10 protein-coding genes are annotated in these 12,206 nt (G+C 63.8%); 9 read left to right on the top strand and 1 reads right to left on the bottom strand.

The window, feature by feature from the left end; translation table 11 throughout:
- Positions 1–53: 53 nt before the first annotated feature.
- From FHS94_RS04630 to FHS94_RS04640, 3 genes are read left to right on the top strand one after another with little or no spacing between them, the layout of a single operon-like run.
- Positions 54–1,046, top strand: coding sequence for an ROK family protein (locus FHS94_RS04630; protein ID WP_343055163.1), 993 nt, complete (start codon positions 54–56; stop codon positions 1,044–1,046).
- Entirely contained in the window at positions 1,043–3,457 is a 2,415-nt protein-coding gene (locus FHS94_RS04635; RefSeq protein WP_184055131.1) for a GH92 family glycosyl hydrolase, read from the top strand. The genes FHS94_RS04630 and FHS94_RS04635 overlap by 4 nt, the downstream gene beginning before the upstream one ends.
- Complete coding sequence (locus FHS94_RS04640; RefSeq protein WP_184055133.1) at positions 3,454–4,224, top strand: copper homeostasis protein CutC; 771 nt, start codon at positions 3,454–3,456, stop codon at positions 4,222–4,224. The genes FHS94_RS04635 and FHS94_RS04640 overlap by 4 nt, the downstream gene beginning before the upstream one ends.
- Here FHS94_RS04640 and FHS94_RS04645 read toward each other — a convergent pair.
- Complete coding sequence (locus FHS94_RS04645; RefSeq protein WP_184055135.1) at positions 4,166–5,077, bottom strand: endonuclease/exonuclease/phosphatase family protein; 912 nt, start codon at positions 5,075–5,077, stop codon at positions 4,166–4,168. The two genes, FHS94_RS04640 and FHS94_RS04645, sit on opposite strands and share 59 nt — an antisense overlap.
- Positions 5,078–5,605: 528 nt before the next feature.
- Here FHS94_RS04645 and FHS94_RS04650 point away from each other — a divergent pair.
- From FHS94_RS04650 to FHS94_RS04675, 6 genes are all read left to right on the top strand, one after another.
- On the top strand, positions 5,606–6,214 hold the full coding sequence (locus FHS94_RS04650) for a hypothetical protein (RefSeq protein WP_184055137.1): 609 nt from the start codon (positions 5,606–5,608) through the stop codon (positions 6,212–6,214).
- Between the two features lie 56 nt (positions 6,215–6,270).
- Positions 6,271–6,975, top strand: coding sequence for an NUDIX domain-containing protein (locus FHS94_RS04655; protein WP_184055139.1), 705 nt, complete (start codon positions 6,271–6,273; stop codon positions 6,973–6,975).
- Positions 6,968–8,434, top strand: a complete 1,467-nt coding sequence (locus FHS94_RS04660) for an ADP-ribosylglycohydrolase family protein (RefSeq protein ID WP_221234573.1) — start codon at positions 6,968–6,970, stop codon at positions 8,432–8,434. The genes FHS94_RS04655 and FHS94_RS04660 overlap by 8 nt, the downstream gene beginning before the upstream one ends.
- Positions 8,431–9,084, top strand: a complete 654-nt coding sequence (locus tag FHS94_RS04665) for a DUF2924 domain-containing protein (protein ID WP_184055141.1) — start codon at positions 8,431–8,433, stop codon at positions 9,082–9,084. The genes FHS94_RS04660 and FHS94_RS04665 overlap by 4 nt, the downstream gene beginning before the upstream one ends.
- Complete coding sequence (locus tag FHS94_RS04670; protein ID WP_184055143.1) at positions 9,077–10,696, top strand: recombinase family protein; 1,620 nt, start codon at positions 9,077–9,079, stop codon at positions 10,694–10,696. Before FHS94_RS04665 ends, FHS94_RS04670 begins: the two co-directional genes overlap by 8 nt.
- Positions 10,697–10,935: 239 nt before the next feature.
- Positions 10,936–12,111, top strand: coding sequence for a zinc-dependent alcohol dehydrogenase (locus FHS94_RS04675; RefSeq protein WP_184055145.1), 1,176 nt, complete (start codon positions 10,936–10,938; stop codon positions 12,109–12,111).
- The last annotated feature ends 95 nt before the right edge of the window (positions 12,112–12,206 follow it).

The following is a 12,206-nucleotide window of genomic DNA, read 5'->3' on the forward strand; positions in this document are numbered from 1 at the left end:
CTCAGCCCCCAGAAGGAGAGCAGATTCGCGTGCGCAACTCCCCTGAGCCCGGCGTGGTGCCGCACCCGCTTCGATCCGGCACCTCTTCAATACAATCTTCGGCGTCGACCAGCGAATCAATGCTCCCCTTTGCTGGCGTCGAGCTTGGCGGCACAAAATGCGTCGCCACTCTCGCCTACGGTCCGCGAGCGCTGATTGAGCAGCACACCGTGCCGACCACGCAACCTGGCGAGACGTTGCCGGCAATCCGCGCCATCCTGGAAAGCTGGAGTGAAAGGACCGGCATCGAAGCCTTGGGCATTGCGTCCTTCGGTCCGATCGCCTTGAACCGCACATCCTCTGATTACGGCCACATCTTAGCCACCAACAAGCCGGGCTGGGTTGGCGCCGACGTCCTCGGCTCTTTGTCAGGCGGCCTTGAGCTTACAACCGGGTTCGACACCGACGTTAACGGTGCAGCACTGGCGGAGCGGCGTTGGGGAAGTGGACGAGGGCTGGACGACTTCGCGTATGTGACAGTGGGCACCGGGATCGGCGTAGGACTACTTGTTCACGGACGCCCGACACGCGGCATTGGCCATAGCGAAATAGGGCACATCCGAGTGCCGCGTCTTCAAAACGACTTAGTTCCGAGTGTCTGCCGTTACCACGACGACTGTGTCGAAGGGCTCGCGTCAGGTAGCGCGCTATTGGCTAGGCTCGGTAACAGGGTGCTCGGCCAAGTAGCGCCGGACGATCAGCTGTGGAATCCCATAGTGGCCGCGCTGGCTTCCATGGCCCATGCTCTGGTCTGCAACAGCGGGCCGATGCGGATTGCGCTCGGAGGTGGCGTGCCCACAGCACAGCCGCACCTGCTCGATCGCGTTAACGCGGCGCTTCTAGACAGCCTCAACGGCTATATGGACCTGCCTCCCGGCCCATACATCGTTCCGCCAGAGCTCGGCGAGCTAGCCGGGCCGCTTGGATCCATCGCGCTCGCCGCCGACGCCTGCGCCGCGCGAGCTCAGCGGCCAGCCGATGCTCAACAGGAGATGATCCGCCCATGAAACGCACGATCGCCCTCACAGCCCTGCTAGTCACCGCTTCGGCCGCCATAGGGCAAGAACGTCCAGCTGAAGACCCTGCCAGCTTGGTGAATCCGTTCATCGGTACGACCAACGGCGGCAACGAATTTCCAGGCGCGGTTTTGCCCTTTGGAATGGTCTCGTTCAGCCCGGAAGAGGCGCCGCTTCCTGGCAGCGGCCTGGTGACCGCAGCGCCCGGAGGCTATGAGTGGCGCTCCAACGGAGTACGTGGCTTCGGGCTCGCTCATGTCTCCGGCAGCGGCTGTGCCGGCGCGGGCGGCGACGTACCAATCATGCCGATAACCAAAGAGGTGAAAACGTCCCCCTCTGACGGCGCGAACGCAAATCTTTACGCTGCTTATCTCGACCATGAAAAAGAGAGCGCCAGCCCAGGAACGTACTCGGCCCACCTCGGGAACGGCGTCGACGTTGATTTAGCGGCAACGCTTCGCACGGGGGCGCTGCGCCTGACCTTCCCAAAGGACGGGGCCGCCAACGTCCTGTTTCGAACGTCGGATACCCAGGTGGGATCCAGCGATGCCTCAATCCGCATCGACGCGGCACATCGAACCGTCTCAGGTACCGTGACCAGCGGCAACTTCTGCGGTTATCTTTCATCGGATCGCCGTCAAAGCTACTATACTCTCCACTTCGTCGCTCAGTTCGATCAGGACTTTATGGTCGGCGGCACCTGGACTGACCACGAGGTGAAACCTGGAGCTACCACGGCAAGGGGTGGCACAGGGTACGGTGACACCGGGTTTCCTGTTTCCGGCAAGGGATCGGGCGGCTGGATAAGCTTTGATCCAGCCAAGACGCGCACGATCACCGCACGCATCGGCATTTCCTACGTCGACGAGGCCGGCGCGCTGGCCAACCTTCGTCTAGAAAACCCGAGTGGTACCGCTTTCGAGACGACCCAAGCTGCGGGCCGCGCGGCATGGAATAGACAGCTAGGCCAGATCGCCGTGACGGGAGGAGCGGACGACGACCGCACTGTGTTCACGACCGCATTGTATCACTCGTTGATTGATCCCAGCCTGATCAGTGACGTGGACGGTCGCTACCCGGGTATGGACGGGACCGTGCATCGGCTTGCCCGTGGGCAGCTCGCACAATACGCGAACTTCTCAGGGTGGGATGTGTATCGGTCGCAGCTTCAGCTCGTGACCCTGCTGAACCCGAAAGTCGGCTCCGACATCGCCCAATCGCTATTCAACCAAGCGTCGCAGAATCATGGAGTTTGGGATCGCTGGACGCACCTGACCGGCGCAACTGGCGTGATGAACGGAGATCCGTCTGCACCTGCAATTGCCGCGATCTACTCTTTCGGCGGTCGCGACTTCGACTTGCGCGGTGCCTACCGCTCGCTTTTGCGAGCCGCTACCACGCCGACGGCCAAGGACCTAAGCCGCACCGGCTGCCCCGTCCTTTGTGTCGGACAGCGCCCCGGCCTCGATCAATGGCTCAAACTGCACTACATGCCGGTGGGCGCGCCTGGATGGGGGTCCGCAGCTGACACGCTTGAGCTAGCGGCTGCCGATTTCGGCGTAGCCCAGATCGCGCGCATGGTAGGTGACAAAACGAACGAGCGCCGGTTCCTTGAGCGCGCAGGCTGGTGGCGCAATCTTGTTCACCCGCAATCGGGCTACATTCAGCCGCGACGCGCGGATGGAAGTTGGCCGCCGTTCGATCCAGCGGCTGACGATGAATTCGTGGAGGGCAGCGGCGCCCAATACCGCTGGATGGTACCATTCGATCCCGCAGGCCTGTTCGAGGCTATCGGGGGCCGCGATAAAGCGCTGACTGAATTGGACTCGCTTTTCCATGACAGCGCCGGTCGCTGGGCCGTGACCAAAGCAGGTCCGCTCCACGCAGAACTCGACAACGAGCCATCCATCGCTGCACCGTGGCTATATAACTTTGCGGGAGCGCCTTGGAAGACTCAAGCGGCCGTTCGCGAGGCAATGCTGAGGATCTGGACGAATACACCTGCTGGCATATCCGGCAATGACGACCTCGGCGAGATGTCGTCCTGGTACATCTGGGCCGCGATGGGACTTTATCCAGCCTATCCCGGCCGCGCAGACCTCGTCATCGGCAGCCCTCTTTTTCCCTCGATAAAGATCGAACGTCCGGGTGCGTCGATCCGAATTGAAGCGCCGGCGGCAGCCAAGGACGCACCGTACGTTCATTCGTTGCGCGTGAACGGAAGAGAAAGCCAGCGACCCTGGCTTGACGCAAGCTTCATCCAGCGGGGAGGACATTTGCAGTTCTCATTGTCAACGGCCCCAGACAAGGATTGGGGAGCCGACGTAGAGAGTGCGCCTCCCTCGTTCCAACAGCAATGTCCGGAAGGCTGCCGCGGTCCTAGCTCCCGGCAGCGCAGATGACGGTTGACCGTCGGATTAGGCCCGGACTGGAAATTTGTGTTGATGAGCCAGCCGGAGTGGTTGCCGCCCTCTCCGGCGGTGCAGACCGCATTGAACTCTGCTCCGCGTTGGCAGCGGGAGGACTGACGCCGTCAACCCCGCTGGTGGAGTTCTCTTTAGGCTTAGCAGTACCCGCAGGTCTCAAGGTTCACGCAATGGTGCGCCCGCGCGCCGGCGACTTCGATTATGACTCGACGGAACTGGCCCTCGCGGTCCAAGAGGCCCGCGCACTGATCGACGTGGGCGTCCATGGACTGGTATTCGGCGCAGTACGCGAAGGTAAGATTGATGCACGGGCCCTCGCAAACTGGGTCGGCGCGATCCGAGAGACCAGCGCCACGGTTCGACTGACGCTTCACAGGGCAATCGACGTAGTCGAAGATCCTGTCGGGGCCGTCGAGGTCGCCATAGATCTTGGCTTCGACTATATTCTGACTTCCGGCGGCGCAACAAGTGCGCCCGCCGGCGTAGCGACGATTGCCCGAATGGTGGAACGATCGGCAGATCGTTGCCGTATCATGGCAGGCGCGGGATTGCGTGCTGAAAACGCCGCCATCGTCCTGGCCTCAGGAGTCCAGGATCTTCACGCATCGGCCAGCCGTGCTCGACCTGCTTTGCCCGATGCTTATAACGTGCTTCAACTTCCCGCGCCGCCGCGCCAGACGAACGTCAGCGAAGTGGGAGCTTTGCGGCAAGTGATCGAGAACGAATTCTCGCGCCGTGCGTAGCATTCGGCGCCAGGCCGGCTTGACGACTGAAAGTGAGCTTTGCTCGGACCGGAAAGTGGTCAGATGGATAGACCGTGCCGACGTGTGACGTATCGGTCACCACCTCTTCCGGCCTGAAACCGCGAAGAAACAGATAGTCTATCCGCTCCTGCGCTATCCCGGTGAAGTCGTGGAAGGTCTTGTCGGGACCTAGACGACTCTTGCTGGCGGCCCAAGCATCAGTGAAGTTATCTGCTAGAGACGAATAAGCGGCGCTTGACGGAGCTGCATTGAGATCGCCCGCCAAGATGAGCGGCAGATTAGCTGCTATTTGTGGTAGGCGCGCAAGGATCAATGACGCGGCTTGCTGCCGGGCATGTGCATCCTGGTCACGATGCGCGAAATGCGTGTCGACGAAGACAAACCGCCGACGGTGATGACCAAGCGTTTCGAACACACCCCAGTTTGCCAACCTGGGCAGGTCAGTGCCCCAGCTCATGCTCCCTGGCCTGTCTGGCGTGTCCGACAGCCAGAAATCGCCCCTATCTACCAGCCGAACTCTATCAGGCCGATAGAGTATTCCCATGTGTTCATCGGTGTGCTCACCACGCCTGTCACGGCCGAACCACACGTACTTCGGCAGCGCGCGGGTTATGTCGTCCCCTTGTCGCTGAAGGAGCTCCTGAGTCCCGACTATATCGGGGCGAGCGTTCCGGATCAGCGATACCATGACGGGACGACGCTCGCTCCAGCTATGGGGGCCGTCATCTGACGCGTATCGGACGTTAAACGTCATAACCCGCAAAGAAGGCGCGCAAGCGGAAAGCGTGCCTAGTATTAGGACAGCGGCGGGTCGAGAGAAGAGCCGTAACATCTACAATCCTCACGGTGCCTAGCTCGAGCGCTTTGCCGAGATCGAATCGGTGTGCCTCGGCCGCCATCCCGAGCCAGTTCCCGGCCCACTCCGTCGAGCATGTCGAATGCAAACACAAGGTTGTCATCACGATCACTTGGCGAGGCGAGCCTCGTTACGAGTTCTGCCAGCCGACCACTAGCCAAACGCATCGAGAAGAAGCCGCTCGCGCTCTGACGAGCCGCCGTCAATCCGCCACAAACCTTCCGGTTTTCGCTGACGACAGAGCAACAGCTGCTGGTGACAGTAGGAGACGCTTGCGGGCCTGGCCGCCACCGGCGTGGAAGGCGGCGATCAGGCCCATGTGTTTGGCCTAATTCAGAGCTGCGCTAAGTCAGCTGCGGACCGTGGCGCCCTGAATTGGCCAGCGACTTCGCAAAGACCAGCCTTGCCCGCCTGCCCGCCTGAACGACGCTTGAGTTCAAGGGCATTCGCCAATCCCGATGTGATGCCCTAATTGGACCGTCGCACAACGAGAGGCGACGACACGTGACATCCTGGCGTAGTCTGGCGAGACGCCACCATCCAAAGCCGCTGAAGCTTGGCCCCAAGCTGTTCGCAAACAGCAGCGCGCTGTTCGATTATCACCGACGCGCAATCGACAATGTGCCGCAGAACGCGCGGCGTTTGCTGGTCGACCGCCCCGATCTCACGGACGCATGCATTGCGGACACGCTGGTCGCAGCGATTTGGCTCACCCCGCTCACCATCGAGCAGCCTTTCTCGATCGAGGTGGAATGCGAAGCCGTCGCCTTCAGAAGCGAGGACCCCAACTTCAAGCAAGGGCACAGAGCCTATGCGAAGGTGCCCTATAGCGGCAGCTGGGTGCTCTGGCTTCAGCTGCTCGACGGAGCCTTCGATGCACAGTTGAACGGCAGCATTGGCGAGAACAGTGTACGCATCAAGGATGTGCTCCCAAGCGAGGATCCCAGCCCGATGAAGGAGCACGTCGTCGACCAGCTCGACCAGGTCCGCGCGCGGCTCCATCAGCACAATGGCCTGATCACCATCTACAACGAGAAGTTCGACCGCGAGCTCCGCACCTGGGCAGAGGCACATGGGCCGATGCTCGACCAGATCAGGTCGCAGCTGGGATGAAGGCGGCACCTTAGACGTTGTTGACGTATATGCTGCTGACGTCTAAGCAGCTTGTGATGACCGAGCATGAGTTCCTCGACGGCTACGACGCTTCCGCCTTCACCCCGCTCGCGGTGACAGCGGACGTGGTGCTGTTCACGGTGGTGGCCGGCGCGCTCCAGCTCATGCTGGTCCGGCGCGGCGAGCATCCGGCACGCGGTCGCTTTGCGCTGCCCGGCACCTTTGTGCGCGCGAACGAGGATCTCGACGACGCAGCCCGGCGCGCGCTGCGCAACAAGGTCAGCGTGGTCACCCCCGTGCGCCAGTTCAGGAGCTTTGGCCGAGTCGACCGTGACCCGCGCATGCGCGTGATCAGCATCGGCTACATGGCCCTGCTGCCTGGGGAGCAGGCGGGCGTTTTGCTAGACGAAAATCATCAGCTGGCGACATTGCGCGATGAGGTCTGGCGCGGAGGGAATGGGCGCAAGCTTGCGCTGCCCTTTGACCATGATGAGATCGTCGCGGCTGCACTGTGGGACCTGCGCACGCATCTCGATCACAGCGCCTGGAGCTATGGCCTGCTCGAGCCGAGCTTCTCGCTTCGCGAACTACAACAGGTGCACGAAGCTGTGCGCGGCCGGCCGCTCAACAAGCCCGCGTTTCGCAAACGCCTCATTGAAAGCGGCTGGATCGAGCCCACGGGTGAGATGGAAACCGGCAAGGGCTTTCGCCCCGCAGAGCTCTACCGCGTGAAGGAGGAGCACAGCCGTGGCGATGCGTAACACCGTGCGCACGAGCGTGAGCCATCCTCTCCTGATCGCGGCCGTGCCAGCGGGGGCCGGCATGGGCCGGGTCGGGATCACCTTCTGCCCCGGCAAGAAGCAGCCATCGGCCTTCACCGGCTGCTGGGACCGCGATCTGGACACCGATGTTGCCGCCATCGCAGCTTGGGGCGCGGTGGCGGTGGTCACGCTGGTTGAGGATCATGAGCTCACCAGCCTGTCGGTCGAGGGGCTCGGGGATGCTGTCCGCGCCCGGCACATGGACTGGCTGCACCTGCCTATCCGCGACGTCTCTGTACCGACCGCGGCGTTCGAAACGGCTTGGGCCGAGCTTGGCCCGAGTTTGCGGTCTCGGTTGCGGGCTGGCTTTGACGTGCTCGTCCACTGCAAGGGCGGGCTCGGACGAGCAGGAACGGTGGCATCCCGGCTGCTCGTCGACTGCGGCTGGTCACCCGCCGATGCGCTCGCGGCAATGCGGGCGGCTCGCCCCGGCGCCGTCGAGACACCAGCGCAAGAGCGCTACGTCTTGACGCTCACGGCCTTGCCCGCACACCACCCTAATCCAAGCGAGGCCGCTACCAGCGACCGCGCCTTTGGCAGCCTGCTCGGGCTCGCAGTGGGTGATGCGGTCGGCACCACGCTCGAGTTCACCCGCCGCGATGCCGGCGCACCTCTCAACGACATGGTCGGGGGTGGTCCGTTCCGCCTCAAGCCCGGCGAGTGGACCGATGACACGGCGATGGCCCTAGCGCTGGCTGACAGCCTCGCAGCCGACCCACAGCTTAGCGAAGCAGATCTCATGCGCCGCTTTGTCGGCTGGCACCGGCGCGGCACCTACTCGTGCACAGGGCAGTGCTTCGACATTGGCGTGACGACGAGACAGGCGCTCGCCCGCTTCGAAGCGACCGGCGAGGGTGTTGCTGGCTCTGCCGATCCGATGAGCGCGGGCAACGGCTCGCTGATGCGGCTCGCACCGGTGGCGATCCGGCACTGGCGTGACCGCACACAATTGGCCGCGGTCGCCGCCAGGCAGAGCCGCACGACCCATGGCGCACCCGAGGCGGTCGACGCGTGCATTGCCTTTGCCGACATGCTCGCCGACGCGATCAGTGGGATGAGCAAGGACGAGCTACTCTCCCGCCCTCGCCCGAGTTCCTCTCCCGCTATTGCTGCCATCCTGGATGGGAGCTGGCGCGGCAAGCGCCGGAACCAGATCAGTTCATCGGGCTATGTGGTCCACTCGCTCGAGGCGGCACTCTGGTGCGTGGGCCGCACGGGCGACTTTCGCTCGGCCGTGCTGCTCGCCGTAAACCTTGGAGATGACGCCGATACGGTCGCGGCCATCACCGGCCAACTCGCCGGTGCACTGTACGGTGCAAGCGGCATCCCGCCTGAATGGCTGGACAAGCTCGCCTGGCGCGAGCGGCTGACCCATGCTGCCGAGGCACTGCTCGCGTGAGCCGCAAGGCTCGCGCGCTCCCCTCCCCCTCGCCAGACGCGAGAACCGTCTCAACCAGTGCCGATGTGCGGGAGCGGTGGCGCGTGCTGTTCGGGACCGAGCCGCCGCGGGCGACCTGGCTCATCAAGCAGGCGGTCGCCTGGCAGGAACAGATGGCAGCATCGGGCGATGTCGCGCCCGCCATTGCTCGCGACCTCGCCATTGCCGCCCGGCAGGTGAGCGAAGCACGCCAGGCAAGATCGGGCGTGCTCGCGCCGGCGCCCCTCTCGGCCGACTCTGAGGCAGCCGCGAACGCTGCACCATGCCCCACTTCGCTGACGCATGGCGCAACAGATGCTGCGCCATGCAACATCTCGCCTGCGAGTACACATGCTGCACCACGCACCAGATCGCGAGGCCCACGTACAGCTTCTGCCCCGCTGCCACCTGCGTCGAGCCAGCTCGTGCCCGGCACAAGACTCGTCAAAGCTCATGGTGGCCGGACCCATGTCGTCGAGGTGACCACAACCGGTTTCGCCTATGAGGGCGCGGCGTTCGCCAGCCTCTCCGCAATCGCCAAGCACATCACGGGCACGCACTGGAATGGTCTGCTCTTCTTTGGCCTGCGCCGCCGCAAGACCTACCCCGGCAAGGCTGCTCAGCATGGCTGAGCTTGTGGGGAAGCGGGTGCGCTGCGCAGTGTACACCCGCAAGTCGAGCGAGGAGGGGCTCGAACAGTCGTTCAACTCGCTCCACGCACAGCGTGAGGCCTGCGAAGCCTATGTCACGAGCCAGAAGCATGAAGGCTGGCAGCTGTTGCCGACGCCGTACGACGATGGTGGCTTTTCGGGCGGCAGCATGGAACGGCCCGGCCTCAAGTCGCTGATGGCCGATGTTGCCGCCGGGCTGATCGACACGGTGGTGGTCTACAAGGTTCACCGGCTGACCCGCAGCCTTGCCGACTTTGCCAAGATGGTGGAGCTGTTCGACACCCATGGGGTGTCGTTCGTCAGTGTCACCCAGGCGTTTAACACCACCACCAGCATGGGGCGGCTCACGCTCAACGTGCTGCTCTCCTTTGCCCAGTTCGAGCGCGAGGTGACCGGCGAGCGCATTCGCGACAAGATCGCCGCCTCCAAGGCCAAGGGCATGTGGATGGGTGGCGCAGTCCCGCTCGGCTACGACGTGGTTGACCGTCAGCTGGTGGTGAACGAGCCCGAGGCGGCACAGGTACGCCAGCTGTTCACGCGCTACCTCGCGCTCAAGTCGGTCGATGACCTCGTCGCCGAGGCAGACCAGCGGCAGATCCGCTCCAAGCTGCGCACCACCAAGGCTGGCGCAACCAGTGGCGGCACGCCGCTGGGGCGAGGTTCGCTGTACTCTATCCTGGCCAACCCGATCTATGTCGGCGAGGTCGGGCACAAGGGGAAGCGCTTCCCCGGCCAACACACAGGCATTGTCATCCCCGAGCTGTTCGACGCGGTCCAGGCGTTGCTCAACACCAACCGGCGCAAGCGCAAGGGGCCGGCCACCGCCACAGTCCCGCCAATGCTCTCGGGGCTGGTCCGCGATGCCGATGGCGAGCGGCTGACCGCGACTCACACGCAAAAGGGCAAGCGGCGGTACCGCTATTATGCGGGACCCAAGCTCCGCATTCCTGCCGAGGAGCTCGAAGAGCTGGTCGCCTATGCCCTGTGCGAGCATCTTGCCGCGCCAGCCAAGCTTGCCACCCTGCTGCCCAGCCTCGACCTCCTCACCCCTGCCCTCCTCGCCAAGGCAGCCGAGACAGCACACGCGCTTGGCCAAGCCGACGCCAAGCAACGGCGTAAGCTGGCAGAGCAGATGATCTCGGTCGTGGTCGTCACCGACGACGCGGTTACGCTGACGCTCGACCTAGCCGGACTGGGCGTAGCTGGCACGGGCACGCTGACCATTTCCGCGAGCATCGGCCGCGCTCGCGCGCGGCTGTCGCTGGTGGTGCCGGGAATGGTGCAGCATGCACCAGATGCGGCACTCATCGGAATGGTCGCGCAGGCACGCAGCTGGTTCGAGCAGGTGGCGAGCGGAGGCACGACCACGCTCGCCAGCATCGCGGCCGCCGAGAACATCAACGAGGCCTATGTCCGCCAGATGATTGGGGCGGCGTTCCTGGCGCCTGATCTGGTCACCGCGATCGTGGAGGGCCGTCAGCCGCGCGAGCTCAGCCTTGCGAGGCTCAAGACCATGCTGCCGTTGCCAACCAGCTGGCCCGAGCAGCGGGCGCTCTTTGCCCAGCTCGCCTGAGCAAGAACGACCAGCCGGAGTTGATGGCCGAGCGGCCACTAGCGGGGCCCAGCTTCCCGACCGGTCTGCGGCACCAAGGACCCAGTTGCGGACGTTCGAGTGTCGTTCACTCCTGCTTAAAACCGGAAGTCCGTTCACATAGACTAATAAATGCGAGCCCGTTCCGTGCGACGAGACGTTGAGGTGGTTCAGTCGCTTTTCCGATCCTGGCAGAGCTCCTGCTCACACGGAGAAGAAACATGCGCGCACTTTGCTGGCACGGGAAGGGAGACGTCCGCGTCGACACCGTCGCGGATCCCGAGATCAAGCACCCGCGCGACGCGATCATCAAGGTCACCGCCTGCGCGATCTGCGGCTCGGACCTGCACCTCCTCGACGGCTACCAGCCCACGATGGAGGCGGGAGACATCCTCGGCCACGAGAATATGGGCGAGGTCGTGGCGCTCGGATCCGAGGTCACCAACCTGAAAATCGGCGATCGCGTGGTGGTGCCGTTCACGATCAGCTGCGGCGACTGCTGGTTTTGCAAGAAGGGTCTGTTCGCGGCCTGCGACCGGACCAACCCGAATGCCGAAATGGCCGCCAAGGCTATGGGGCACTCGCCCGCCGGCCTGTTTGGCTTCAGCCACATGCTGGGCGGCTATTGCGGCGGTCAGGCCGAGTATCTCCGCGTACCGATGGCGGACATCGGGCCCATCAAGATCCCCGACAACGTCACCGACGATCAGGCGCTGTTCCTGTCCGACATCTTCCCAACCGGCTACATGGCCGCGGAGAATGCCCAGATCGAGCCCGGGGACACGGTCGCGATCTGGGGCTGCGGTCCCGTCGGCCAGTTCGCCATCCGCTCCGCGCTGATGATGGGTGCCGGCCGCGTGATCGCGATCGACGAGGTGCCCGAGCGGCTCTCGATGGCGGAAGCCGGCGGTGCCGAGACGATCAACTTCGCCGAAACCGACGTCTATGACGAGCTTCAAGCCCGGACGAAGGGGCGCGGGCCCGACAGCTGCATTGACGCCGTCGGCTGCGAGGCCGCCGGCCACGGTGCGGCCGATGCCGTCATGGACAAGGTCAAGGCCTCGATGTTCCTCGCCACCGACCGCGTCCACGTGCTGCGGCAGGCGATCATGAGCTGCCGCAAAGGCGGCACGGTGTCGGTGCCTGGCGTCTACGTCGGCATGGGCGACAAGCTGCCGATCGGCGCGGCCATGAACAAGGGTCTGACTATCAAACTCGGCCAGACCCACGTGCAGCGCTATACCAAGCCGCTGCTGGAGAAGATCATCGCCGGGGAGATCGATCCCAGCTTCGTTATCACCCATCCGGCCAGCCTTGAGGACGCGCCCGAGATGTACGCGAAGTTCCGCGACAAGGAGGACGGCGTTATCAAGGTGGTCATGCGTCCCCACGGCTGAGTTGCCGATCCCTCATCGTCGTGGCGGCGTGCGACTCCTCTTTGAGGATCGAGCGCCGCGACGACCGGCGCACGGCAGCTCCCAGATTAAGTTGT

It is taken from the genome of Sphingomonas aerophila (assembly GCF_014199305.1).
Classification (GTDB): Bacteria; Pseudomonadota; Alphaproteobacteria; order Sphingomonadales; family Sphingomonadaceae; genus Sphingomonas; species Sphingomonas aerophila.